Annotated in this window: 21 protein-coding genes; 12 read left to right on the top strand and 9 right to left on the bottom strand. The window is 55.6% G+C overall.

The annotated features are described in order from the left end of the window. Positions 1-446 precede the first annotated feature (446 nt). The 4 genes from PSR63_RS20050 (at position 447) to PSR63_RS20035 (ending at position 4,053) form a co-directional block, all read left to right on the top strand. The gene (locus PSR63_RS20050) at positions 447-1,538 is read left to right on the top strand and encodes a prenyltransferase/squalene oxidase repeat-containing protein (RefSeq protein ID WP_443111102.1); all 1,092 of its coding nucleotides are present in this window, start codon (positions 447-449) and stop codon (positions 1,536-1,538) included. 63 nt (positions 1,539-1,601) lie between these two features. Beyond that, the gene (locus tag PSR63_RS20045) at positions 1,602-2,438 is read left to right on the top strand and encodes a hypothetical protein (protein WP_274327457.1); all 837 of its coding nucleotides are present in this window, start codon (positions 1,602-1,604) and stop codon (positions 2,436-2,438) included. A gap of 201 nt (positions 2,439-2,639) precedes the next feature. Further along, positions 2,640-3,584, top strand: coding sequence for a DUF1559 domain-containing protein (locus PSR63_RS20040; RefSeq protein ID WP_274327456.1), 945 nt, complete (start codon positions 2,640-2,642; stop codon positions 3,582-3,584). 52 nt (positions 3,585-3,636) lie between these two features. Continuing rightward, on the top strand, positions 3,637-4,053 hold the full coding sequence (locus tag PSR63_RS20035) for a hypothetical protein (protein WP_274327455.1): 417 nt from the start codon (positions 3,637-3,639) through the stop codon (positions 4,051-4,053). Between the two features lie 9 nt (positions 4,054-4,062). Here PSR63_RS20035 and PSR63_RS20030 read toward each other — a convergent pair whose 3' ends face one another. Further along, positions 4,063-5,406 (bottom strand): HD domain-containing protein, encoded by a 1,344-nt coding sequence (locus PSR63_RS20030; protein ID WP_274327454.1) that lies wholly within the window; start codon positions 5,404-5,406, stop codon positions 4,063-4,065. A 360-nt stretch (positions 5,407-5,766) separates the two neighbouring features. On the opposite strand from PSR63_RS20030, the gene aspS reads away from it, so the two are divergent. The 4 genes from aspS to PSR63_RS20010 all read left to right on the top strand — a co-directional run bounded on the left by aspS (position 5,767) and on the right by PSR63_RS20010 (position 10,422). Then, positions 5,767-7,551 carry an aspartate--tRNA ligase gene (gene aspS / locus PSR63_RS20025; protein ID WP_274327453.1) on the top strand — a complete coding sequence of 595 codons (1,785 nt, stop codon included), beginning with the start codon at positions 5,767-5,769 and terminating at the stop codon, positions 7,549-7,551. A 330-nt stretch (positions 7,552-7,881) separates the two neighbouring features. Continuing rightward, positions 7,882-8,340 (top strand): hypothetical protein, encoded by a 459-nt coding sequence (locus tag PSR63_RS20020; protein WP_274327452.1) that lies wholly within the window; start codon positions 7,882-7,884, stop codon positions 8,338-8,340. 214 nt (positions 8,341-8,554) lie between these two features. After that, entirely contained in the window at positions 8,555-9,412 is an 858-nt protein-coding gene (locus PSR63_RS20015; protein WP_274327451.1) for a methyltransferase family protein, read from the top strand. A gap of 230 nt (positions 9,413-9,642) precedes the next feature. Continuing rightward, positions 9,643-10,422, top strand: coding sequence for a dienelactone hydrolase family protein (locus PSR63_RS20010; protein WP_274327450.1), 780 nt, complete (start codon positions 9,643-9,645; stop codon positions 10,420-10,422). A gap of 86 nt (positions 10,423-10,508) precedes the next feature. On the opposite strand, the gene PSR63_RS20005 is transcribed toward PSR63_RS20010, so the two are convergent. The 3 genes from PSR63_RS20005 to glgX form a co-directional block, all read right to left on the bottom strand. Next, complete coding sequence (locus PSR63_RS20005) at positions 10,509-11,609, bottom strand: cellulase family glycosylhydrolase (RefSeq protein ID WP_274327449.1); 1,101 nt, start codon at positions 11,607-11,609, stop codon at positions 10,509-10,511. A 49-nt stretch (positions 11,610-11,658) separates the two neighbouring features. Next, on the bottom strand, positions 11,659-12,306 hold the full coding sequence (locus PSR63_RS20000) for a hypothetical protein (RefSeq protein ID WP_274327448.1): 648 nt from the start codon (positions 12,304-12,306) through the stop codon (positions 11,659-11,661). A gap of 78 nt (positions 12,307-12,384) precedes the next feature. Then, entirely contained in the window at positions 12,385-14,472 is a 2,088-nt protein-coding gene (gene glgX, locus PSR63_RS19995) for a glycogen debranching protein GlgX (protein WP_274327447.1), read from the bottom strand. A gap of 661 nt (positions 14,473-15,133) precedes the next feature. Here glgX and purM point away from each other — a divergent pair. Continuing rightward, complete coding sequence (purM, locus tag PSR63_RS19990) at positions 15,134-16,195, top strand: phosphoribosylformylglycinamidine cyclo-ligase (RefSeq protein WP_274327446.1); 1,062 nt, start codon at positions 15,134-15,136, stop codon at positions 16,193-16,195. On the opposite strand, the gene PSR63_RS19985 is transcribed toward purM, so the two are convergent. From PSR63_RS19985 to hflX, 5 genes are all read right to left on the bottom strand, one after another. Further along, positions 16,166-17,401: an amidohydrolase family protein gene (locus PSR63_RS19985; protein WP_274327445.1), complete on the bottom strand. Its 1,236-nt coding sequence runs from the start codon at positions 17,399-17,401 to the stop codon at positions 16,166-16,168. The genes purM and PSR63_RS19985 overlap by 30 nt on opposite strands. Then, a complete protein-coding gene (locus PSR63_RS19980) occupies positions 17,398-18,147 on the bottom strand; it encodes an RluA family pseudouridine synthase (protein WP_274327444.1) in 750 nt (249 codons plus the stop codon). Before PSR63_RS19980 ends, PSR63_RS19985 begins: the two co-directional genes overlap by 4 nt. A 122-nt stretch (positions 18,148-18,269) precedes the next feature. Beyond that, positions 18,270-19,760 carry a Gfo/Idh/MocA family protein gene (locus PSR63_RS19975; protein WP_274327443.1) on the bottom strand — a complete coding sequence of 497 codons (1,491 nt, stop codon included), beginning with the start codon at positions 19,758-19,760 and terminating at the stop codon, positions 18,270-18,272. A 417-nt stretch (positions 19,761-20,177) separates the two neighbouring features. Then, positions 20,178-20,960: an SDR family NAD(P)-dependent oxidoreductase gene (locus tag PSR63_RS19970; RefSeq protein ID WP_274327442.1), complete on the bottom strand. Its 783-nt coding sequence runs from the start codon at positions 20,958-20,960 to the stop codon at positions 20,178-20,180. Further along, positions 20,960-22,291 (bottom strand): GTPase HflX, encoded by a 1,332-nt coding sequence (hflX, locus tag PSR63_RS19965; protein WP_274327441.1) that lies wholly within the window; start codon positions 22,289-22,291, stop codon positions 20,960-20,962. Before hflX ends, PSR63_RS19970 begins: the two co-directional genes overlap by 1 nt. Positions 22,292-22,594: 303 nt before the next feature. Between hflX and PSR63_RS19960 the strand changes: the two genes are divergently transcribed. The 3 genes from PSR63_RS19960 (at position 22,595) to PSR63_RS19950 (ending at position 25,250) form a co-directional block, all read left to right on the top strand. Further along, a complete protein-coding gene (locus PSR63_RS19960; protein WP_274327440.1) occupies positions 22,595-23,518 on the top strand; it encodes a sugar phosphate isomerase/epimerase family protein in 924 nt (307 codons plus the stop codon). Between the two features lie 420 nt (positions 23,519-23,938). Further along, positions 23,939-24,556, top strand: a complete 618-nt coding sequence (locus PSR63_RS19955; RefSeq protein WP_274327439.1) for a toxin-antitoxin system HicB family antitoxin — start codon at positions 23,939-23,941, stop codon at positions 24,554-24,556. 358 nt (positions 24,557-24,914) lie between these two features. Then, a complete protein-coding gene (locus PSR63_RS19950) occupies positions 24,915-25,250 on the top strand; it encodes an ATP-dependent Clp protease adaptor ClpS (protein ID WP_274327438.1) in 336 nt (111 codons plus the stop codon). Positions 25,251-25,295 lie beyond the last annotated feature (45 nt).

Here is a 25,295-nt window from a genome sequence, read left to right as displayed (position 1 = left end):
CGTGTGCAAACTCATATTCACGCTGGGACAAAGTCCCTCCTCCAGTCGCTTCATCGTAACGGAATGTCCTATTCTGCCCACCGCAATCGTCCTCAGAGTCCCAGCAATTTCGACCGCAAGCCTGTATTTTCTCACTTAGACGCAGAATAAGGTGAACGCTTCGGATGTGGCATCTTGATGGAAAGGACTAGGCCGCCGCGTATGTCGATTCATGTGACAACCATGTCATTTGCGTCGACACCCGAAATTCTTATCAAGTCACGGATAGCGTAAATCCACCGGATTTCACTCGCTCATTTCGACCCTAAGCGTGCTGGCATGACCTTTGCTTATCAACGTTGCGCGCGCTACTACTAGCTAAGAGAAGAGAGGTTGCTGTGAACATTTCCCGTCGCGTTTTCGTTGGAATTACCCCCTGTTTGCTTTTGGCGTTCGGATCACTCGCGATCGCCGCGGATAGCCCCATTTCGAGCGAGTCACAAAAGAAGCTCGAAACGATTGTGGCCAAGGGGCTTCAGTATCTGGAGAAAAATGGCCAAGCCCCTGATGGCAGTTTCACCGCCAAAGCAGGTCCAGGTCTCACCGCTCTCGCGGTAACCGGGGCACTTCGCAGCGGCAAGACGGTCGATGACACCGTCGTTGCCAAAGGGCTGAAAGCGTTGGAAGGATTCGTTAAGCCGGATGGTGGCATCTATGGCAATGGTCGACTGCGAAACTACGAAACCTGCGTTGCGATGCTTTGCTTCCAAGAAGCCAACGCCGACGGACGCTATAACGACACGCTCAAGAAGGCTCGCGAGTTTGTCACCGGACTGCAGTACGGCAAAGGCGACGTCAAGCAAGACGACGTCTGGTTCGGTGGTGTCGGCTATGGGGGTGCCGGTCGCCCCGATCTTTCCAACACAGGCTACCTGGTCGAAGCGTTGATCGAAACAGGCAGTGAAGCCGAGGACGAAGCGATTCAACGTGCTTTGGCCTTTGTTTCCCGCTGCCAGAATTTGGAAAGCAAGTACAACGAAACCGAGTTCGCCGGAAAGGTGAACGACGGTGGCTTCTTCTACGAAGTGCCCCGCGAAAAGATCGATCCCTCGACATCGCCTGAACGTTACACCGAGAACGGCGGCATCCGCAGCTATGGATCGATGACCTACGCCGGTTTGAAGAGCATGATCTACGCTGGCCTGACCAAAGAGGACCCACGCGTGCAAGCCGCTTCCCAGTGGGTGACCGACAACTACAGCGTCGAGCAGAACCCAGGCATGGGTAGTGCCGGCTTGTTCTACTACTACCACACGTTTGCCGCTGGTCTTGGTACGGCTGGCTTGACCGAAGTGACCGACGCTGATGGCAAAACTCACAACTGGCGAGAAGAACTGATCGACGAATTGGCCAAGCGACAAAATGAAGATGGCTCGTGGTCGAACGAGAACGGTCGCTGGTTCGAGAACGATAAGAACCTGGCAACAGCATTCGCGCTGATGGCCCTGTCTTACTGTGATGCCGATTCGTCCCAGACCGCTGGCAGCACGACGAAGTAGCCTCCTAGTTGAAGCGAGCTCCTGCCCTGCCCTTTCGATAGGAAGAGAAAGCACGAAGACTTCATGCACGCCCCAGCCGACCACCTTGCGACACGTTCACGATGGTTCCGATTCTCGGCCACCATGGTTTGGCTGCGTGATCTCACGCTGGGGCGTCATCCGCTTATGCTTTGGTTGGTGAATGCTGGCGTCTTGCTGCTACTGGCTGGCTGGATTGTGTGGGACGCACGATTTTCTTCTACCTGGGACCACCTTGGGTTCCAGGTCGGCTGGTTGGAGGATGGTTCCGACCTGGACGAATTCGCCAACTCGTTGGCTGCTCAGTGGAAGATTGTTGCGTTGGGTTTGATGGTCGTGGTCGGCGGCGTTAGCCTGGGGATGCTGACGCTCGGCATGACGATGGGCTCTCGCGGCCATCGCACGCTCGCTTCCTGGATGGTTGTTCTTTCGCTGGGCTGTGGCTGGCTTGGTTTGATTAACGGATGGGATGAACTGATCTGGACCGGAAAGCGGATCCGGATCGATGCTCACGTGGCGGCCTTTCAACCGATCGCCCATTCGCTCAAACAAGACTGGCCCTCGATCGACGGCGAGTCGGAGAGTCTGGGACCGTTCATGGCGTATCCATCGGGGAAACCAAAGACGCTCCTACTACTCACGACACCACCAATGGCCAAGTCCGGACCGACGTTCAGCAGCATCGAACGCAGTGATGCCGGGGGCATTCGTTTTCAGCTCTCGGGAAACGAACGGGGTGTCTGGTTGGAATGGCATCCCTCAGGCAATCAGCCCGAATCATTCGTTGGTGGCCTGCTCGAACCCCATCATCTGAGGCGAAGTGTTTCGCTGGGGGACGGGTGGTTTTTGGCTCGCTACAATCAAGCCGCGATGGCATCTTAAACTAGCCCTCGTTCATCATTGCCCCAATGAAATGGTTATTGTGGCAATAATTCTTGTACTGCCCAGAAACACTCGCTACCATCAAGGGGGTAAGCGTTTTCTCTAGAGATTCTCAGTTTACGATCTCATACATAAGAAACTGCGAACATCTTTGCACGCTTGTCCTTATCTCATTCAACATTCGACGTAAGGAATGGCACCGTGATACGCACATCCTCTTCTCGCGGTTTCACGCTCGTAGAACTATTGGTCGTCATTGCCATTATTGGCGTCCTGATCGCTTTACTGCTCCCGGCCGTTCAAATGGCGCGCGAGTCTGCTCGCAGAATGCAGTGCACCAACCACCTCAAGCAATGGGGTCTGGCGATGCATAACTACCACGACACGGTTCAGAAGTTACCGTTCGGTGCGACGAACGACAGCAACGGCAGACGACATACTTGGGTCGTGAGCCTGTGGCCTTACGTCGAACAGAACAACCTGGCCGAAGCCTACGACTACAACAAGGCGTTCTACGAATCGCCGAATATCATTCAAAACACGTTTGATGGTGTCTTGGCACAGCCGGTCGAGTTTTACTACTGCCCCAGCATGAACGGTGGCAAGATGAATACCTCAGACGCCTATTGGCGCTGTCGCATTCACTACGGGGTGAACTACGGCAACGTTACCATTCCTAACGGCGGACCTACGTCGATTGAATCCCTCAAAGCTCCATTTGGCTTTGAGGGGAACAACGGTGCTCTTGGTGAAACGCCACGCACGAGTGATTTCTCTGGCTTTATCGACGGTCTCAGCAATACGTTGCTCATGTCGGAATTGCGAGCCCATCCGAACGACTCAGAACCGGACCATCGCGGAGATTCATTCAACGACGATGCAGCCGGCGGCGGCTTTATGACCGTCTCGACACCCAACTCTTCGGCAGCGGATGTGATGTCCTCGGCTTGGTGTGTCGATAAGCCGGAGATTGGCCTGCCGTGTGTTGGAGGCAATGAACATCACGCGGCCCGCAGTCTGCATCCCGGAGGCGTCCAGGTCCTAATGGCCGATGGGTCCGTTCATTTTGTCAGCGAAACGATTGCCATCAACGTTTGGCGAGCAGCCGGAACGATGGAAGGCAAGGAGTCCCTTTCGCTTAACTAGTCTGCCGTATGACGCAAGTCGAATGCTTACCTCGCTCAGGATGAATCGCACCATGAGGACACCACAACTAGTAGCCGGGACCATCGGGCTGTCACTCCTATTGCTGCTCAGCTTCGGATGCGGATCGGGACGTTCTGGCATGGTCGAAGTGACTGGCAAAGTAACGCTCGATGGCCAACCCGTCAGCAAAGGGAAGATCACGCTCGAGGCCACCGATGGCAAAGGAGGCGTTGAAGGGGGTTCGATCGAGAACGGCGAGTACTCGGTGATGACCACGCCAGGCAGCAAAGCGGTCAAAATCAATTCGCCGAAAGTTGTCGGTCAAAAGAAGACCTACGGCACGGCCGACAGCCCCACCGAGGAAGTCACCGCAGAAGCTATTCCGAAGAATTTCAACAAAGACACGGAACTCAAGATCGAGGTAACTAGCTCTTCACTCGAGCACAACTTCGATCTCAAGTCGAAATAAACTGGGCGTTTAGCCCGTTTCCGGAAACATGCTCCGGACCGTATCGATAAACAAGGATTCGATCGCCGGGTCACTCCCGATCGAGTCCTCAAGGCGCGGATGAATAAAGATTCGCACTTTCTTCACGAAGTCGTCGAACTGCTTCTTAGCGAGCGTCTCGACCATCGGCGACACATCTCCCAGCGCACGATACTTGCCTGACTTCTGGTCGAGGACATCGATATTGAATTGCACTTCCAACTTGACCGGAGGAGCATCGATTAAGATTTCATGCGGTGCCACGCGACGTGACAGGTGCCGCGAAAGGGCCGTCGCGAACTGGTCGCTCAACTCGACCAACCAATCATAAGGACGTCGAGCAATCTGATGAAACAGCTCCGGATGATCGAAGTGCGAGTACTCGAATAGTCGCTTGTAGAGTCTACGGGAAGGACCGAATAGGCCATCCAGCAAATCGCGAGCAGGACCATTGCTGGCCGCTTCGAGCATGGTGTCGACCATCGTTCGTTCTGCCAGGCGGAACAGCGAGTCGAGTTCCAACTGCGGACGCAGCATGAAAAAGGCACGCTGTAGCATGGCCGTCGCACTTCGCACGGCATGGTGCCAATAGACTTCGCTGAACATGACGTACCGGGCAAAGACCATCATCTCGGCGGCTGTGCGTCCCTTGTTCGTCAGGGCGAGCTTATCCCCTGCCTCGTTCACGCACAGACTGGCGATCAGGCGCTGCTGGTCAAAGTTGCGGCCGTAAGGGACGCCGGCATGCAGACTGTCACGCTGCAGGTAATCGAGCTTGTCGACATCAATCGGACCCGAGATGACGCTTTGCATCAGCTTCATCTTGCTGGTACGGCCCTTCTCGGACAGGAAGCTGACGACATCGCGCGGGTTGATGCCCCAATCATCACGCAAACAATCGGCGACTTCTCCTTCCAGCATAAAGCTATTAGCGAAAAGTTCATGCTCCGGTACGCCGCCCAATCGCATGTCTTCGATCGGATGACAGAAGGGCCAATGTCCCAGATCGTGCAGCAGAGCCGCCACGATCATTAACTCGGCATCCTTGGTTTCGATCACCGCCGCGAACTCCGGCACGTGGGCCAGCCGCTGCAGATAAAGCAGCATCGTCCGGTAAACGCCCAGACTATGCTCGAACCGACTGTGATGAGCCGCCGGGAATACGAGTGACACCAGTCCCAGTTGGCTGATGTGGACCAACCGGCGAAATTCGGCCGTATCGACCAGATGCCGAACCCGACCGGTCAACGGGACGTCCAAGTCAGGAGGGATGCGAATCACATCGGATCGAGACTGCAGCCCGACCACTTCCGGAATTTCAAGGAGTTCACTCATGAGCGCCGGTATACCTGATGCAGCAAGATGAGGGAAGCGGTCGTTATGATCGATAAGGTCAATTCGGAAAGGATTTAGCCACAGAGGACACAGAGAGCACCGAAGGGGAATGAACCATCAATAACACTGGTATTTCGAGAAAACAGTCCTGCGGGCAACGCCCTTCTCCTGTCCGTGCGATCCCTGGAAGCAACCTCCAATTTCACTGTGATCTCTGTGGCCTCTGTAGCTAACTCCCTCTTCCTTACCCAAATTCCGCTTGGAAAGCCCAATCTAGGCATTCAGGCCTTGTCGGTCTAAAATACTCGATTTCCCCCTGTCATATCGACGCTGTCCTGATCACCTGCGAGGAACAGAACCTTGTATCGCACACACACTTGCGGCGAATTACGAAAATCCGACGTCGGCCAAACCGTTACCCTGGCTGGGTGGGTTGATTCGTACCGCGACCATGGCGGCGGGCTGTTTGTCGATCTTCGCGACCGATACGGCAAGACTCAGGTGGTTTTCAGCAGCGATAGCGGCGAGGAAACGCAGAAGCTCTCGCGAAGTCTACGCAATGAAGACGTAATTCAGATCATCGGGAAGGTCGATCCGCGCCCCGATGGGACCGTCAACCCCAAGCTGATCACCGGCGAAATTGAAATCAAAGTCGAGAAGCTAGTCGTCCTGAACAAGTGCAAGACGCCGCCCTTCTTTCCCGGTCAGCAAGACATGCCAGGCGAAGACCTGCGTCTGAAGCATCGATATCTGGACCTTCGCCGCCAGCAGATGCAAAACACGATGCTGCTGCGAAGCAAGATTATCAAGCTGATGCGTGACTACTTCGAGGAGCACGAATTCATCGATGTCGAGACACCGATTCTCGGCCGCAGCACGCCGGAAGGGGCTCGCGATTACCTGGTCCCCAGCCGCGTCCATCATGGTGAATTCTATGCTCTGCCGCAGTCGCCGCAGCTGTACAAGCAGATCCTGATGATGGCCGGTTATGACCGCTACGTACAGGTTGCCCGCTGCTTCCGCGACGAAGACCTTCGCGCCGACCGTCAGCCTGAGTTCACGCAGTTGGACCTCGAGATGGCCTTCTGTGAAATGGACGACGTGATCGGCATCATCGATGGCCTGGTCACCAAGGTTGCCAAGGAAGTCCACGGCGCGGATGTTCAAGGTCCCCTGCCACGGATGACCTACGACGAAGCCATGGAACGCTTCGGTCACGACGCTCCAGACTTGCGATTCGATTTGGAAATCGTCGATGCCACCGACCTGGCTGCCGAAGCGGAGTTCCGCGTGTTCAAAGCCGTGGCCGATGCCGGCAACCGAGTTCGCGGGATCTGTGCCAAGGGTGCTGCCGATAAGTACTCGCGCCGCCTGATCGACGACATGACCTCGATGGTTCAAGACGACTTCGGTGCCAAGGGCCTGGCCTGGTTCAAGGTCGAAGCGGACGGAACCCTCAACTCGCCGATCGCGAAGAATTTCGCTCCAGAACTGTTGGCCAAGTTCAAAGAACGCTTCGCCGCCGAGGCTGGCGACTTGATCCTGATCGTTGCCGACAAGTTCGAGGTAACCTGTAAGGCCCTTTACGGTCTGCGTAAGAAGCTGGGTGCGGAGCTGAAGCTCTACGATCCCGAAGCGATGCACTACAGCTGGGTGGTCGAATTCCCCATGTTCGACTACGACGAAGAAGAGAGCCGCTGGGTTGCCATGCACCATCCGTTCACCGCGCCACGGCCGCAAGACGTCGAACTTCTCGACAGCGATCCTGGCAAGTGTCGGGCCCTGGCCTACGACCTGGTGATCAACGGTAGCGAAGCGGGCGGTGGCACGATTCGTATCCACGACAACGCCACGCAGCAGAAGGTGTTCGGCCTCTTGGGCATGACGGAAGAAGACGCCAAAGAACGGTTCGGCTTCCTGCTCGATGCACTCCAGTACGGTGCTCCGCCGCACGGTGGTATTGCCCTCGGTATCGACCGCTGGGTGATGCTGTTTGGCTACCTGGACAACATCCGCGACTGCATCGCGTTCCCCAAGACGCAGCGTGCCGCCGACTTGATGACCGAAGCCCCAAGCACGGTCGATCGCAAACAGCTCGAGGAACTGGCGATCAAAGTCCTGCGACTGGACGAAGTAAAGAAGTAATTCGCTACAGTCTGCCATCTTGAGTATCAATTGGAACTCACCGCTGAACATCGTTTCGGCGGTGAGTTTTTTGATGCTATCGTTCTCCGTCTGAGAGTCTTTGGTCGACCTCTATGAGAGCGGCGCATTGAAACGATCTCCGCTTATCTTCCGGAGAATATGTTGTGAATTTGCTGGTCGTTCATCGGTTGAGTAAGATGCCATCATCTTTGCACCATCACACATGGGCATTCGGTGTCCATTTTCAAAAATGTCCCTCAGTGCGAATTATCGAGTGGATCCCGCGAAATGTTTCTGTGTGAGCCGGGCTCATACAGAGGAACTCTGTCGATGAATACGATCAAACCCTTCTTGCTGGTACTGGGACTGCTGCTTGTCGGCTGTGTGGATTCCCAAACGAGTGAACGCTCAAAAGCGACAGAATTCTCGATCGACACGGCCACATATGATCGGGCCAAGGATACCTACGATGGCTCTGCTACTCGAACGTCAGCAAATGCCGAGGAAGTTCGAAAAGTGGTCAGCGCGATCGATTGGACGAGCGGTAAGACGAGAACCGCTTTGCTCGTTGCTCCCGTCGGCCTTGATTCGGGCGAGTCGTATCTGAGTTTTCAACACGAGATGAACGTAGACCATGTTCGCGTCATCGCTTTTTGGAAAAAGCTCGGCGAAGAATCGCCTAGGCGATTCGATGGGGCAGACGAAGAAACGATCCAACGACTTATTGACGCTTACACTCGCGGGCAAGAGCTGACCGATGTCGTAGAATGGTCGGTTTCTGACCAATAATTGGGCAGCTGCAACCAGAAGACAGAACCGTGAAATGCAAGGTAGGACCGGACGGGACAACTTGAAACTTCCCGCGTTGGAGCAACTTGGCCGCAAAGATCAGATGCGGTCTAACCACGCGCTGCAGCGAATCTGGCAAGCGGGCCGATCATGAATCAGAGCAATTACCGCCGCCCCGTCCATGCTCAACGTTTTTCGCCATTGAGACTCATACATGAAAGAAACAGCCTACTTACTTCAAGCTGCTTTGATCAGCGCGTGGTGGGTTGGGCTCGCTTCGAATGAAGCCTTCTTTGCAGCGTTTCAATTCGACGAAATCCCGTCGACCGCGTTCTGGGCATTCTTCGCTCCGGATGTCATCTTGATTGCGGCTTTATCGACCGCTCGTGCCTACAAGCAGAATTCGGCCATCGAACTGGTGATCTTGGGTGCTTTTGCGTACGCGTCGCTCTACTGCGTCAACGCCACGGTGCTGACGGCCAGTGGCTATTTGCCAACCGGCCTGATGCTGGTGGGGCTCACCTATAATGCGTTTCTCTGCTTCAGCGATTTGGCGTTTCGTGCTTCCTCCACCAGCATGGCGTGGAATGCTATCAAAACGCTCATCCAGACTGTTTGCATTTGGACGATGGCCTTGGTGATCGTTCCCTACGTGATTCTCGATGCGTTTGGATCTTTCATTCTTCCGACCCCAGGGATATGGCTGCTGGTCGGCGGGTTGCTGTTTGGCGGCTTTAGCTTGCTTGGACTCACCAGTGCCTACTTCATGGTTCGAGATGGTGCCGGCACGCCACTTCCCCTGGATCAAACCAACAACCTGGTTGTCTCGGGCCCCTACCACTATGTCCGCAACCCCATGGCCATCTCAGGCATCGGACAGGGCCTGGCAGTCGCCATTATTTTTCAATCGGTTCCGCTACTGATCTACGTGGGTTTAGGCGTGCTAGTCTGGCAACTGGTCGTGCGACCGATTGAAGAACGTGACATGACCAGGCGATTCGGGGAATCGTACTTGGAATACTGTCGTCATGTTTCCTGCTGGATCCCGACCTTTGGCCGACGTGCCGGATAACAATGTGTTGCTTCCAAACCGCGGAGCGGGGAACCACGCAAAATCGGTGATCATGCCGCACCCACCCCACACCAAGGCTGCTTGGGTTTGCATAAGCTGCTGCGTGCTTCCGCCTAGCTCACACCGGGTACAGAAGGGCCCTAGCGAATTTGATATAACCAAAGGCAGCTTGTTTTATTGCCGCAGGGATCGCGGTCCGCTTTACCCTTTCCAACCTGTGGAGAAACACCATGCGCTGTATCGCTTTGTCTCTCGCGATCCTGGCTTTGACGACTTCCATCGCAACTGCGGAAGTTAAAACCAAAGTCATCAAATACCAAGTCGGCGACAAGACGTTTGATGGATTCTTAGCCTACGACGACTCGATCGAAGGCCCGCGTCCTGCGGTGCTTGTCTTTCATGAATGGTGGGGGCTGAATGACTACGCCAAGAAGCGCACGAAGATGCTGGCCGAACTCGGTTACGTTGCCTTCGCGGCGGACATGTACGGCGATGGCCAGTTCGTCGATCACCCCAAAGACGCCGGCCAAATGGCGGGCAAGGTTCGAGCCAACGTCGACCAGTGGCAAAAACGGGCTGTTGCAGCGCTCGACGTCCTGAAGAAACAACCCCAGTGCGATCCGGAAAAGATCGCCGCGATCGGGTACTGTTTCGGTGGATCGACCGCACTGCAACTAGGCTACACCGGTGCCGATGTCGACGCGATCGCGACCTTCCATGCGGCTTTGCCGACACCGACCGAAGAACAAGCCAAAGCGATCAAAGCCAAGGTCCTCGTATGCCATGGTGCCGATGATGGCTTTGTTTCCAAGGAATCGATCGACGCGTTTCAAGGGAAGTTGAAGGACGCAGAAGTCGATCTCAACTTCGTTGCTTTCCCAGGAGCCGTGCATAGTTTCACCGTGGAAGACTCCGGCAAGCACGGCAACCCAGGCATGCAGTACAACAAGGAGGCCGACGAGAAGTCGTGGGCGATGCTGCTGGAACTTCTCAAAAGCGAATTAAAATAGACCGATTACCAAGGGACCGCAGATTATATTGTGGTCCCTTGGCTATTTCTTGGTGGACAATCGTGCTGGAGCTGTAAGACAGTTGCCTATTCTTTCGAGGCATTGCCCTTAGACATCGCCTCAAAACGTTCCAGCCAGCGTGCCAGAATTGCTCCCTGCATCGTGCCAGCTTCTTCGTACTCCTTGCGCGTCGTTCCCCAGTAGAAACTCGTGACGCCATCGGTAATGGGGCGGGCCTCGGTCAGAAACTCGTGGGCTTCTTCCAAAGAGCATTTCAAAGGAAAGAACTCTTCGATCACCAGTGGCTTGCCCACATCGTAGACCTTGAGCGCGGCAATGGCTTTATCGATCTTTTCCTTCTCGGGGTAAAAGTGCACACTGGCGAAATCGAGCGGCTCGCCCACTTCTTCGCTGTAGAAGAGAGGCTTGGCATTGGGCCACACATGGGCCCATGGAATGACGCCAACGGTGATGAGAGTCTGCTGGTCGACTTCACGAATCGCATCGGTCAGCTTTTTTACCCAGGCCGCGGCGATCTCTTTGTTGTCTCGGCCAGCGGCATCGGTCGTGATCCGCTGTACGAAGTATTTGCCTCCCAGCGGCTCACCAACCAGCCACTGATCGGCATTCGCTCCGCCACCAAGCACCGGTTCGTTCATCAGGTCGTAGCAGAATACGGCCGGACTATCCTTGCCGACCTTCGCAACTGCCTTCCAGAAGTTGGCCTGAACCTCCCAGCGTTCGGCCTCCTTCATTTCGTCATACCACGCAGGCACATCCTGCTTGTGGTAACACCCCAGCCCGGTCAGGTTCAGATAAAGCTTCTTCGCTTCGGCCAGCTTCACCAGATCGGCAAGCTTCTTGAGGTTCTCCTCGTTGGGCTCACTGGCCGTCTTCATGAACTTGGGCAGTTGCAAGTGAACCCGCACCGCGTTCGCCCCGAGTGATTTGATCTCGTCAAAGTCTTCCTCAATCACCGCCCAGTCGTCGTGCCAGTAGTCTTCGATCAGCTTGCCGTCGCCATCATGGTCGTAGTTGACGCCCCACACATAGAACGGAGCATCCGTCCCTTGCTGCCGAAAGTCTTTACCGTCTTCCGAGAGAATGATCTTGGGCAGTGGCTGTTGGGCGAGAGCAGCGATTGGAGAAATGATCAACGCGAAGAGAAGTGCAAGCGAGACTTTCATGGCAGTCTCCACGATGGTGGGTAGGGAAGAGGTGAAGGATCCTTTCATTCTACTCCACGGGTGCCGGCTTGGTTTCTTGGTTGTTTTGAAATCGTTGAAAGCCGACGGCAAATTTGCCGCCGAGGTACCCCAACAGAAGAGCCCAAAAGACATGGCCTAGCGTGAAGTATGCCTCATGGCTGGGAGTACGCTCGACTTGGATGGCTTGAATCACAACATTGGGACCGCCGCCCCCGATAAAGCCACCACCTCCGATCATCGTCGAACCCAACGAGTTACCCTCAGAGTCGACGACGTTTCCATACATATCCATCGTGGGATCGAGTGAGGCAGGGATTGCCTCTCCATCTTTCATGTACTTGGTCTGCGTGAGGGCCGGTTGCCAGTGATACATCCAGTTTGTGGTGGGCAATTGGCGAACTTCCTGCAACAGGCTGAAGCTATTGTTTTCGACGAGTAACAATGCGGCGAAGTAGCCGATCGCAAAGCAGCAGAATCCGGTTGCAAAGGCTTGCCACGAACCGCGACCAACACGTGAAATCGCCAGCAGCGAAAAGAGGAACAGCATCACGCCCATCAGTACGAGCCACAGAAATATCTGGGGAGCCCACATCGAACCGAGCACTACGGTTCCGGTAACCAGCACGAGAAGGAGTTCGGCGATCGTCCATTGGACGAGAGCTTGGGGCTGACTCATAACCCAGACCTTCGAAATAAAAAATGGCGGCTCGTTTCCAAGCCGCCATCTTAGATCGTTTTTTCAATGCACGCGAACTTATCGCGAAGCGACGTAGATTCGCACGCTGCGTTCCGGCATGACAAACTTGCCGGCTGCCGGAGGTCGTGGGCCGTTGAGGTCTGGGTAGACATCGCTCGGCGAAGTCGCCGCCGTGTCGACAAACATTCGCCAGCTGGTTCCCTTGGCAACCGGTGGCAGGATGAACTGCTGCGGTGAAGCACTGCCGTTCATCATCAGCAGGACGTCGCGACCGATATTCTCGGGATCGTTGTCCTTGTTCGGCGAAGCGAGGAGGCACGTCAGCATCGAGTCGCCGCTGTCCCAATCGACTGCGGTACCCAGGTTGTTGTACCAGTTCACATCGTACAGGCCTCGGCGTCCGGTCGGATAACCACCCAGGAAGTGCTTTTGACGCACGGTTGGCTGATCACGACGAAAAGCGACCAGAGCCCGGACGAAGCGACGCATCTCGTCGTTCTTCTTGACCAATGACCAATCTAGCCAGGAGATTTCGTTGTCTTGGCAGTAGGCATTGTTATTGCCGTGCTGCGTACGACGCACTTCGTCTCCCATCAGAATCATCGGCACGCCCTGCGAAAGCAGCAGGGTGCAGAACATGTTCTTGATCTGCTGTCGGCGAATCTTCTCGATGCTGGTTCGCTTGGTCGGACCTTCCACACCGTAGTTGTAGCTCAGGTTGTGGTTGTCGCCGTCGCGGTTCCCTTCGCCATTCGCTTCGTTGTGCTTGTGGTTGTACGACACAAGGTCGTTCATCGGAAAGCCATCGTGCGACGTGATGAAGTTAATACTGTGGTACGGCTGACGACCACCGGCCTGGTAAAGGTCACTGGAACCAGCCAAACGCGTGGCCAGTGCCCCGAGCTTGTGTGGCTCGCCCTTCCAGAAGCTACGGATGTCGTCACGGTAACGGCCGTTCCATTCCGCCCAACGCAGGTTGGCGAACGAACCGACCTGGTAAGCACCGGCGGCGTCCCAAGCTTCGGCGATGATCTTGGTATCGGCCAGCATCGGGTCTTCGGCAATGGCTTCGACTAGCGGCGGATTGGCCACCAGATTACCAGTGCGGTCGCGGCTGAGAATCGATGCGAGATCGAAACGGAAACCATCGACGTGGTAGTTGTGCACCCAATGCCGCAGGCTGTTAAAGATCATCTCGCGAACGATCGGGTGATTACCGTTGACCGTGTTACCGCAGCCTGAGTAGTTCTTATACTCGCGACCGCCGTTGGCCAACATGTAATAGACCTGATTCTCGAGCCCCTTGAAGCTGAGGATTGGTCCCTTCTCGTTTCCTTCACAAGTATGGTTGTAAACGACGTCGAGGATGACCTCGATGCCAGCCTGATGCAGCGCTTTGACCATCTCTTTGAATTCGCGAACCTGTCCGCCCGGCGTCTTGCTTGCCGCGTACCCACGATGAGGCGCGAAGAAAGCCATGGAGTCGTAACCCCAATAGTTGCCGCGGGTCGGTGTCTTCCCGGTTACCATGTCCATGATGGGGAATTCGTGGATCGGCATCAGCTCGACCGCGGTCACCCCCAAGGACTTGAGATACGGGATCTTTTCGACCACACCACGATAGGTGCCTGGGTGTTCGACGTCGCTCGACTCGTGCGCCGTGAAACCTTTGACATGCATTTCGTAGATGATCGATTCGCTCAGGTCCCGCTTCAGATGGCGGTCCCCTTCCCAGTTGAAGCTTTCGTCGACCACCACGCACTTGGGCGGACGGATAATACCGTCGTCGGCCGACTGGAAAGTACCAGCGAGCGCTTTGGCGTAGGGGTCAATCAGCCGGGCACGACCATCGAAGAGCATGCCTTCGTCTGGGTTGTACGGCCCTTCGGCTTGAAAATGATAAAGTTGACCGGCGGACAGACCTGGAATGAAGATACTCCAGATATCCCCCCAGCGATCTGTCTCGCGATCGAAGTCGATGATTTCGCTCGGTTCGCGATCATCGACGTTCTTATAGAGCAAAAGTCGCATCGCCGTGGCGGATCGGCTGAATACAACAAACCGTACGCCGCGTTCGTGCAGGATGGCTCCATAAGGAAGCACGTGACTAAATTGCAGCTCCGGATGCGGATGAACCATAAGCATAGGCGACTGTCCGATCTAACCTCCTAAGACCTCGAATGAATGATTGTGCTGAAACACTACCACTCAATTCGCAGCAGACCGGAGAAGACGCCCCTCCTAAAACCAATTTTTTTTCTTCAAAACACGTGATGCATCGTCTGGCGAAATAATAGCTTAGGGCTAAGGCGTAGGTCCTGCGTAGAGTTTATCGATTCGAAGGAGTTCAACCTGCCGAAGGCGCCGCCTGGGTCGACTAAGATTGCGTCGGCAACGAGTCCCCCTGGATTGTCCGCGTTAACCGCAATGTTCGGGCCAATAGGAAAGACAAATTGGAGCCGCCTATCATTATTTTTCCCATTCCTCCGATTTTGCCGGTCTATTTTAACCATTCTGTCACCCGTATTTGAACACGCCCCCCTCTTCAGATGCTAGGGGGAGGGCAAATTATGCTCAAAAGCGTGGCAGGCCTCCGCCTCGAAGAATTCTCGGAAATCTTCTGCACCGGAATCCCTCGGCCACAGCGACCAGGCTCAGTGTGAGGGGCGGAACCGGTACACGCATCCCAACCGTCACCCTTAGGCAGGAAGAGCGAACGAGAATTCAGGTGCGTTGACAATCCTGGCAGTGGGGTCGAAAATCGTCGTTTCTGGATGCAATGGCCCCGTTTCGATAGACAACCATAATGGCAAAAGCCACCTATAAAGATGCCGGCGTCGACCTCGACGTGTACGCAGAATCGATGTCCCGTCTTCCCCGGTTGGTAAAGCGGACATTCTCTCCTCGGGTGATGCAGTTAGACGGCGGTTTCGCAGGGCTCTTCAAGCTCGATTTCGATAACGCCCTATTTGCCCGAAAGTATGAAGATCCCGTCCTCATTTCCTGCACCGATGGCGTCGGCACGAAGATCAAGCTGGCCATCGATAGCGGGAAGCATGACACGGTCGGTATCGATCTGGTCGCCATGTGCGTGAACGACGCGATCTGCTGTGGCGCCGAGCCGCTCTTTTTCCTCGACTACATTGCCATGGGAAAAGACGATCCGGAACTGCTGGAACAACTGGTCACCGGTATCACCAATGGCTGTGTCGATAGTGACTGTGCGTTGATTGGTGGCGAAACGGCGATCATGCCCGACCTTTACAAGGTGGGCGATTACGACATGGCTGGCTTCTGCGTGGGCGTGGCCGATCGCAAGCACCTGATCGACGGCAAGGCCATCGCCGACGGGGACGTTGTCCTCGGGTTATCTTCCAGCGGGGTGCACTCCAACGGATTCAGCCTGGTCCGGAAGGTCGTCTTCGATATTGCTGGCCTTACCCTGGACGATCACATTGAATCATTGGGGGCAACGGTTGGGGAAACCCTGCTGACTCCGACCAAGATTTACGTCCAACCCGTTCGTAACGTTCTTTCCCATTACAAGATCAAGAACGTCGTTCATGGGATTGCCCATATTACCGGTGGCGGCCTACAGGAAAACCTGGAACGCATTCTGCCCAAGAATGTCGACGTGGAAATCAAGAAGGGAAGTTGGCCCGATCTCCCGGTCTTCCCATGGATCCAACAGTTGGGCGAGATCGAAGACGAAGAAATGGCCCGCGTCTTCAACATGGGCATTGGCCTGGTCGTGATTGTCAGCAGCTACTACGCGGCGAGCGTGCAGAAGATGCTCGCTGAAGGTGGCTGCGACGTTTTCGAGATCGGCAAAGTCACTTCAGGCAGTGGCAAGGTCGAGTTGCGTTAAGCCAACTCCCAAGTTCCACAGTCGCGGCGCCCCACCCAACATCGCGGTGAGGACATCGGGGCAATCGCTGCCGATTGCAAAGGCAGAAACCATCGCTCTCTGTCCGGGATCAATCGTTCCGAAAGAGTCTTCCAACCCGAGGGCAAACGCTGCGTCGCGGGTCACCATCGGCAATAGCTGTTCGGCTGGAATATTGGGGAAGACCTCTCGAACGTGCTGCACTTCGGCCCATACGTCGAGGTCAGGCGAAGAGGCCCGCGAGTCGGTTCCCAGTACCACACGAATGCCATCGGCCAACAAAGCTTCGATCGGATGGCGATCGTGATGAAAGTAGGCATGGGTTCGCGGACAATAGCAGACGCTCATCGTCTCCTGGTACCTTTTGAGCAATGCGATATCAGGCTCAGAGAGATAATTGCCATGCACGACCATTGCCCGGTACGCAGTGGCAAGTCGCTGGATGTAATCCGCCGGCTTCTTGCTGCCCGGGAAGTCTGACTCATTGAACAGCCCCATATTCTCGAGCATCATCCGAAACGGGCCAGTTCCCTTCTCAAGCAACTCGAGTTCCTCAAGGGACTCTGCCAAGTGCATCGCCAGTGGCAATTGATGCTGCTGCGACAGCTTAACACACTGGTCGATGATCCCTATGCCAGCGGAATACGGGGCATGAGGGCTTAATCCCGGAGTGACATTCTCGTGCGACCAAGGATAGACCGCATGCTCGCGGCCCTGTCCGACCCGCTCTTTTTCGCGCTCCGGATCGAGTCCCAACATCTCTAAAAGCGAAACGACATGCACATCCAATCGATCGTAGGCGACTTCCATTAAGGGGAGCGTTGCAATCTCGCCCACTACGCCCACACCATGATCAGCGCACTGCTTGAGACCGCTACGAATGGCTTGGGCCTTCTCGACCGCCAGGTTCTCGCCGAATCCCTGCCGATAGCGGATAACCTCCATGATCCACTGCGGAAAGGTCATGCCCTGTGTGCCCAGGGGATTATGCAAGTTGCTGAATTCGAGATGTGTGTGCGCGTTGATCAAAGCCGGCATGACGGCCCATTGGCTCAGGTCGACAGCATCATGCCAGATGCCAGCTTCTTCGATGCTGAGAATCCGGTCGTCTTCGACCGTAATCGTGGCATCCTGGATCGGCGCACCGCACATCGTGAAGAGCCACCCCACGCGATAACGACGAATCATGACGTCACCTCCCCTTCCAACTGTTCCTTCAATTGTTGCCAGATTCCCGATTTCTGCCACGCCGAAGAAAGCGGCGCGGTGATGTCGACCTGTTCGTCCACCATGGGATGCCGAAACTGAAGCCGCCGGGCATGCAACGCAATATGCAGATGACGCGCGTCTTCTACGCTTGGCCCGAAGGGTTCGGTCGCACCGTAGAGTTCGTCCCCCAAAACGGGAAAACCACGTGCGGCACACTGCAAGCGTATTTGATGATAGCGTCCCGTTCCTAGTTCGATCTCCAACAAGCTATGCGAATCGGTCTCGGCGAGGACGCGATAGGCCAGCTTGGCCAACTTGGCCCCGTCGGCCGAGGCGTCCACGACTTCTCCCTTCGCGATATCCGGGATCTTCCGTACGTGATCGGCCCACTCCCCCGTCGGACTTTCGACGCGCCCCTGGACGATGGCCCAATACGTTTTGTGAACGGTACGATCACGGAACTGGGCTGCCAAACGCTGGGCCGCGCGGACATTGCGGCAGAAGACGATCACACCGGATACCGGCCGATCAAGCCGGTGAATGATCGCCAGGTAGATGTTGCCGGTCTTCTGCTCACGCTGCTTGATGAAATCCCGCAGTTGCGTTTCCAGGTTGTCGATCCCCGGCGGCGCTTGCGTCAGCAGCCCCGCCTGCTTCTGCACGCAGATGCATGGGCCCTTCTCGTAAAGGATGCGAAACGGCGGAGATTTCGTCGAGGAATTCATGCCGCCCATTATATCGTTTCCCCTCGCCCTGGCCCTCTCCCTTGTGAAACGACAAGGGACAAGAAAAAGAAAACGCCAAGCGGTTGGCTTGGCGTTTTCGTGGATCGAATTGACGAGGTCGCTTAGACCTTGCCTTCAGCAGGGACTTCGAAGCCCTTGCGATAGTCGCGGCTGAGGTACTGGTCTGCCTTTTCGTTGTTGACGAACGTTTCGCTCTTCGGATCGAAGCCCAGCATTGGGCCGAGCGTGACCCCTTCGCTATCAATGTTCACGCCATTGTCGCGAAGGTGATCCTGAACGCGTTCCATGGTAGCGCGGACGTTTTCAGTCGTCTTGATCGCTTCCATTCGTTCCAGGCATTCCGCTGGCGAAACCTGTTCACCCATCTGGTACGAGATCAGCCCCGTGTGGCACAGAGCACTGGAAAGGTGACCTTCCAGGATGTCGCCGTTGAGGTGATCGACGTCACGGCTGCGAACCGCTTCGACAAAGTTGTTGTAGTGGTTCTGGTCGCCACCACCATTGAAGTCGCGGATCTTGTTGCCATCTTTGTCGAAGGCCGAACCGGAATGGTAGGTGGTCATCACAACGTAGCCATCGGTACCTTCAAAGATCACACCAATCTTCGAGCCCTTGTAGCTGACGCTGCTTTCCTTCAGCTTCTTGTCGTAAACCAGGCCACGAACTTCAAACACCAACGAACGATCGCCGTAGTCATGCACGACGACCTGGGTGTTTGGCGTGGTACCAGCGTCTTCGTAGCCGAAACGACCACCGTAGCTGATAACCGCATTGCTCAGTTCATTGGCGTTGAGGCCCCAACGAGCGAGGTCCATCTGGTGGATCCCCTGGTTACCAAGGTCACCATTGCCAAATGGCATCTGCCAGTGCCAATCGTAATGGAAGCGTGGTCGCGTGACCGGCTGCATCTGAGCTGGACCCAGCCACAGGTTGTAATCAACCGTCTCTGGCGGATCGTAGTTGCCCTTCGGTCCAATGCTCTTACGCGGCTTGTAGCACAGACCGCGAGCGACCTTAACATCGCCGATCTTGCCGCTTTGAACGAACTCGATGGCTTCAATCATGCCTGGGTTTGATCGGCTTTGCGTGCCAGCCTGGCAGATACGTTCGTACTTGCGAGCTGCCTCGACCACGCGGCGACCTTCGCTCACGTTGTGGCTAACTGGCTTTTCGACATAGACGTCTTTGCCGGCCTGCAGCGCCCAAATGGCTTGCAACGAGTGTAGGTGGTTTGGCGTGGCGATCGAGACGATATCGACCGAAGGATCGTCGAGGACCCGACGCAGATCGGTCTCGAACTTTGGCTTGTGTCCATCCTGACGCTTGGCGACCCCTTCCACCTTGCTCTCGTGGAACTTCGAGTCGACATCGCACAGGTGAGTGATGATGATGTCGTCACGGTTGGTGAATCCACCGATGTGAGCGTTACCGCGGCCGTTCAAACCGACGACGGCGACATGCAGTTTTTCGTTCGGGCTCTTGCTCTGTTTTTCGGCCGCGATCAACGAAGTGGGTGCCGCAAACGCAGCAGCAGCGGCGGCGGCAAACATAGAGTCTTCGAGAAATTCGCGGCGAGACTTGCGAATCGTCATGGCTTCAGCCTTTGTGTTGAAAAAGAGTGATGGGCGGCGGGAAAGGTAGGTGATCGCAAGGCACGCTTTGCAACGGCCTTCACGGCACTTGATCGACTGTGAATATGGCTCGAGAAGAGCGTCTCAGATCAGTCCTTTAAGATAACTAACCTTAAGATTCTTGACAACTATTTCGGCTCGTGGGTGATCCCTGAAAAGACGTAGGGATACCAGCGACTATGCGAACCGAAGAGTCAAAGTTCTTACGTCGCACAGCTGTCCATGGTTCACTAGCGAGACGCGACATAATGCCTAGCTTTAACCGTCGGATTCGAGAGCCAATGGACAGCCAATCCAACGCTGCCCTATTCGAGAACTACCGAGGTGAACGCAGTTTTTGGGCAATCAAAAACACGCCGAGATTTTGATCAATAAAAATCAGCCCAATTTAGCAACCGCCCAATCCGCAAGAGATGGCCACAAGCGATCTAACAGAACCATCGCGTAGCCGGATTTACTGGGTATGACTTCATGCCTTCCGGTGCGAATTGCACGCAAGGCAGCCACGGCGATATTGTGGGGCGTTCGCGAGAACTTTCCCGTCGCCGGAGCCTTCCCTTTTTTCTCGATCACCGAGGAGGAAAACTCGCTGCTGGTCGTACTGGGACTAACCAGGATGACGTCTATTCCTTTCGTCGACAATTCAGCACGCAGTGCATCACTAAAACCGTGCAAAGCAAACTTGCTAGCACAGTACTCGCTCTTCCCCGGAACTGCCCGGTGGGCGAGGATCGAAGAGATATTACAGATTGCCGGCGTCCGCCCCTTTTCAAGCATCGGCAGAAACAGACGCGTCAGCTCGACCGGGGCAAAGAAGTTGACTTCCATCAACTGCCGCAAGCGTTCCGGCGACGCCTCAGCGAAGCTTCCGTATGCTCCGATGCCGGCGTTATTCACCAGCACATCAAGCCCCTGAAAATCGTGCTGGGCCTTCTCGACAAGCTGCTCTCGCACGGCAGGATCCGTGACATCGCCCACCACATATTTGGCGTCAGCCCCCTTGGCATGAACCACGCCCAACAGTTCATCCAGGCGGTCTTCACGCCGGGCGGTAATCAGCAACTTGGCCCCTGCTTCCGCCGCCAGAATTGCCATGGCACGACCGATCCCCGAAGACGCGCCGGTAATCAGAATCCGCAGGCCATCCAGCTTCCGCCGCATTAGGCGACATCCCCAACGGCGTCAGACTCTTCCGACTCGGGTGTGTACTCATAAGGACGAATAACCGCATCAGGATTCTGGTTCTCGATACGTCCCAAATGAGCCGTCGGAATTCGGCAATGCACGAACAGCTTTTCGTTCCCATATCGCTTGGAAACGATCTCACCATTCTTGGCCAGATAGGCCACCAATTTCCCGTTGTCGACCGAGGCTTCGATCTCGACATCCGAGAACGATTTACTAAGGGCATCACTGACGGCAATCGCCAACTTATCGAGCCCTTCTCGCGAGACCGCACTCACCGGAACCGCATACGGATAGCGAGCCTGCAGCTGCTCCAAACGCCGAGAATCCTCGATCCGATCGACCTTATTCAAGACCAGCAGCGTGTTCTTCTGCTCGATCCCAATCTCAGACAATACGTCGTAAACAGCGGCAATCTGCTGCTCGGCTTCAGGGTTACTGGCATCGGCCACGTGCAGCAAGAGATCGGCCTGATTGGCCTCTTCCAGCGTGGCCTTGAAGGAAGCGATCAAACGGTGAGGCAGGTCACGAATAAAACCGACCGTATCACTCAATAGAACCGGTCCCCAGTGCGGCAATCGCCAACGTCGGGTACGCGTATCGAGCGTCGCGAAAAGCATGTCAGCCGACAACACCTGAGCCGAGGTCAACGCGTTCATCAAGGTGCTTTTGCCGGCATTGGTGTAGCCTACCAGGCTGATCGTCATCGACTCCTTTCGAGCCGCGACTTCACGCTCACGACGCTTGGCGACTTTCTCCAAATCGTCCTTCAAATCGCGGATGCGTTTCTCGACCAACCGACGGTCCACTTCCAACTGCTTTTCACCCGGACCACGCATCCCGACGCCCATCTTGATACGGTCCAGGTGGGACCACATTCGCTTCAACCGAGGAAGCGAATATTCAAGCTGAGCCAATTCAACTGCCAGACGCGATTCGAGCGTTTGGGCATGGGTGGCAAAGATATCGAGAATGAGCTCGGTGCGGTCGATGACCTTCCGCTTGGTTTCCCGCTCCAAATTGCGAGTCTGCCCCGGCGAGAGCTCATTGTCGAAGATAATCACGTCGGCTTCCGAAGCTTCGGCGCACAGCGTTAATTCCTCGATCTTTCCTTTACCGAGATAGGTCCCCGGATCTGGCTTGTCGCGTCGCTGAGTCAGCTTACCAACCACGGTCGTTCCGGCCGTAGTCGCCAATCCTTCCAACTCTTCCAGCGGATCGTCCGAATACTGAATCGCCGGATCCAATAACTTAACCAGAATGGCATTTTCCTGAGCGACGCTCTGTTTGCGATCTCGTTCTGTCACAAGCGGTGCCTGCTTTTCCTTTCTTTGACCGGTGCCCACCCAAGACCAGGCGAGCAATACGAGGATCTTTCGCGGCCGCTAAAACAACGCCAGCGGCTTCCCCTTAATTCTAACCAGCCCCATGGCTATAGCGAAGGTGCAATCACACCCCCTAATGGCAAGATTTCCCGAGGCGGGACCAGCTATTTTCGCGTGTTTTTCCCCAGGGAATAGTCGCGATATGCTCCGTCTTCTAAACTAGACTAGAGGTTTAACCCTGCTAAAAGTTCACTATTAACCTATTACCTTCTGAGGAAGACACCCATGCAACGGCATCTCGGTCGACGTCAATTCCTTCAATCGATGGCCGCCACTGGCGCCGCATTGACTCTCGGCCCACATCTTCTTGCGGCCGATGCGGACAAGAAAGCCCCGTTCAAGATCTCGCTGGCCCAGTGGTCGCTGCACCGCACGATCCGTAGCGGCAAGCTCGACAACCTCGACTTCGCCAAAACCGCCAAGGAAGAGTGCGGCATCGAAGCGATCGAATACGTGAACCAGTTCTTCAAGGACAAAGCCAAGGACGAGAAGTACCTGGCCGAAATGAACAAGCGAGCGGCCGATAACGGCGTCAAGCAGCTGCTGATCATGGTCGACGGCGAGGGCGCCCTGGGCAACCCGGACGAAGCTGGCCGCAAAAAAGCAGTTGAAAACCACTACAAATGGGCTGAAGCCGCCAAGACCCTCGGTGGCCACTCGATCCGCGTGAATGCCCAGAGCAGCGGTAGCTACGAAGAACAGATCAAGCTGGCGGCCGACGGCCTGGCCCAATTGAGCGAATTCGCTAAAGGCCTCGGCCTGAACGTGATCGTCGAAAACCACGGTGGCCTGTCGTCCAATGGCGAATGGCTGGCCTCGGTCATGAAGACGGTCGACATGGACAACTGCGGCACGCTGCCAGACTTCGGCAACTTCCGCGTCAGCAAAGATGAAATGTACGACCGCTATAAAGGCGTCGACGAACTGATGCCATACGCCAAGGCCGTTAGCGCCAAGTCGCATCACTTCAACGAAGAAGGACTCGAAACCAACACCGACTTCTTCAAGATGATGGACATCGTCGTCAACAAGCATGGCTATCACGGCTATGTCGGCGTCGAATGGGAAGGCGGCAACCCAGGCGAGATCGAAGGAATCATCCTGACTCGCAAGCTCCTGGAAAAGTGCGCCGAGAAGCTAGCAGGCTAGAAAGCACCTCCCGCTGACTCTTCCGAGAGAGGCGAGAGCTCCAGATCGAATCCAAGAAACCCCGTCGCGATCTCGCGGCGGGGTTTATCTTTTGCGCGATTCACCCCGAAAAACCCGCCTTGGGGAACTATCTGGAACTATTTTGGGAAAAATTGCCCGGCCACCAAAGGACATCTCCTTCGATGCGACTTTCGACCCTGCCTAATTCTTAAGCAGGACGACCCTTGCTCAAAAAAGTCGCGTCACTGCAACCAGATTGTGCATGCATTGCTGGCGGTCGTAAGTGCTTGCACTGCAGTCACTTCTACGCTGGTCTTGACTCGAAACACAAGATTCTGGCATACCGTTACACATCGCGTGGCGAACATAGCCACGACGGTGTCCAAAGTCCTCAGTCGTTTCCAGGAAGGAGCCTCACAGATGTCTCAATTCAACCAAGGCAATTCGTACCCGCAGTCGCAGCCAGCACCGCGTCCGGTTTACCCAAACACCACCTTCCCACCACAGCAGCACAGCCAGCCGCAGTATCACTCGCAGCAGCCAGCAACGAGCGAAACCGCCTACGCTACCTCGCGTCCGACCTTCACCGGCACGCCGCAAGCTCCGGTTCAACCGGCTGCTCCTGCAGGCCCAGCGTTGAACGTCGCCCCAACCGCCACCTTTGAAGAAAAGAAGGCCGAATGCGTTCGCATCGCTCGCGACTTCTTCCGTGGTGTTCCGGATTGGGTTACCTACTTCCGTGAGATCCTGGGTGTCGAAGGCGTCGTACATCGCCTGTTCCCACAACCAGAAGAATTCACCAAGTTCGAGCAGTCCGAAGAGTATGGCGAAATCCAACTGATGATCGTCAAGCTTCGCGAACGCACCAACGTTCAGAACGAATCGAAGGAGCCAACCCGCGTGATCACCGTGCGTCTGCCAAAGAGCCTGCACGAATCGCTCCGCGTCGAAGCTCACTCGCGTCGTACCAGCATGAACAAGCTTTGCATCTCGAAGCTGTTGCAGGTCATCGACGACTCGATGATCCCGAATGACTAAGCTCCCGAGCCGCCTGGGGCCGCAAGCGGGTGAGCTAGCGGCCCGGCTCGAATCGAGACAACCCAGCCAGGTGGAACAATCCGCGGATGCGGATGGTCAGCGCCACCAGGCAATAGACGCGCTCAAACGCGCCGCTGATGCGTGATGATTTCCATCCGCTTGGGCGGCCGCGCACTTGCATTCGATTGCGGCTGAGGACGAAAAGGGCCTGGCATTTTCGCGGAGCGAACCTGCCGGCCCTTTTTTTGTGTCTTTCGCGGAAACCCGAGCGTTGAATTTCTTTGGCAACCGCCGAATTGGGATTAAAACTTGGAGTATCGTTGAAACTTGTTATTTCCTCGGCAGCATTTAAAGAACCATGAGCAGCGAAGAAACGGTCGTCGCCACCCCGGAATCGATCGTCGAGAACAAACCCCGACGCCAGCCTCCCTACGGCGTTATTCTGCACAATGACGATATCAATACGTTTGAGTTCGTCATCGAGACCTTGCGCAAGGTCTTTGGTTACGAACTGGAGAAATGCTTTTTCCTAACCCAGGAAGCTCACGAACGAGGCCGAAGTCTCCTCTGGAGCGGTACCCTGGAAGGTGCCGAACTGAAGCGGGAACAAGTGATCTCGCGCGGCCCAGACCCAGTGATGAAGGCCAAAGGGGCCCTGCCACTGCGTGTCACGCTGGAAGAAATGCCTCAATAGCGACCTCTTCTACCGCCTCCCCCGTTTGCGAAAAACGGGATACCA

Source organism: Bremerella sp. P1, from assembly GCF_028748185.1.
Taxonomy (GTDB): Bacteria; Planctomycetota; Planctomycetia; order Pirellulales; family Pirellulaceae; genus Bremerella.
This window is presented reverse-complemented; position numbering and strand designations above follow the sequence as displayed.

Bases quoted from the DNA above. Each gene is read 5' to 3' on its own strand.
- PSR63_RS20045 (WP_274327457.1), top strand. From the start codon at position 1,602: ATGCACGCCCCAGCCGACCACCTTGCGACACGTTCACGATGGTTCCGA.
- PSR63_RS20035 (WP_274327455.1), top strand. From the start codon at position 3,637: ATGAGGACACCACAACTAGTAGCCGGGACCATCGGGCTGTCACTCCTA.
- PSR63_RS20030 (WP_274327454.1), bottom strand. From the start codon at position 5,406: ATGAGTGAACTCCTTGAAATTCCGGAAGTGGTCGGGCTGCAGTCTCGA.
- PSR63_RS20020 (WP_274327452.1), top strand. From the start codon at position 7,882: ATGAATACGATCAAACCCTTCTTGCTGGTACTGGGACTGCTGCTTGTC.
- PSR63_RS20015 (WP_274327451.1), top strand. From the start codon at position 8,555: ATGAAAGAAACAGCCTACTTACTTCAAGCTGCTTTGATCAGCGCGTGG.
- PSR63_RS20010 (WP_274327450.1), top strand. From the start codon at position 9,643: ATGCGCTGTATCGCTTTGTCTCTCGCGATCCTGGCTTTGACGACTTCC.
- PSR63_RS20005 (WP_274327449.1), bottom strand. From the start codon at position 11,609: ATGAAAGTCTCGCTTGCACTTCTCTTCGCGTTGATCATTTCTCCAATC.
- PSR63_RS20000 (WP_274327448.1), bottom strand. From the start codon at position 12,306: ATGAGTCAGCCCCAAGCTCTCGTCCAATGGACGATCGCCGAACTCCTT.
- glgX (WP_274327447.1), bottom strand. From the start codon at position 14,472: ATGCTTATGGTTCATCCGCATCCGGAGCTGCAATTTAGTCACGTGCTT.
- purM (WP_274327446.1), top strand. From the start codon at position 15,134: ATGGCAAAAGCCACCTATAAAGATGCCGGCGTCGACCTCGACGTGTAC.
- PSR63_RS19985 (WP_274327445.1), bottom strand. From the start codon at position 17,401: ATGATTCGTCGTTATCGCGTGGGGTGGCTCTTCACGATGTGCGGTGCG.
- PSR63_RS19980 (WP_274327444.1), bottom strand. From the start codon at position 18,147: ATGAATTCCTCGACGAAATCTCCGCCGTTTCGCATCCTTTACGAGAAG.
- PSR63_RS19975 (WP_274327443.1), bottom strand. From the start codon at position 19,760: ATGACGATTCGCAAGTCTCGCCGCGAATTTCTCGAAGACTCTATGTTT.
- PSR63_RS19970 (WP_274327442.1), bottom strand. From the start codon at position 20,960: ATGCGGCGGAAGCTGGATGGCCTGCGGATTCTGATTACCGGCGCGTCT.
- PSR63_RS19960 (WP_274327440.1), top strand. From the start codon at position 22,595: ATGCAACGGCATCTCGGTCGACGTCAATTCCTTCAATCGATGGCCGCC.
- PSR63_RS19955 (WP_274327439.1), top strand. From the start codon at position 23,939: ATGTCTCAATTCAACCAAGGCAATTCGTACCCGCAGTCGCAGCCAGCA.
- PSR63_RS19950 (WP_274327438.1), top strand. From the start codon at position 24,915: ATGAGCAGCGAAGAAACGGTCGTCGCCACCCCGGAATCGATCGTCGAG.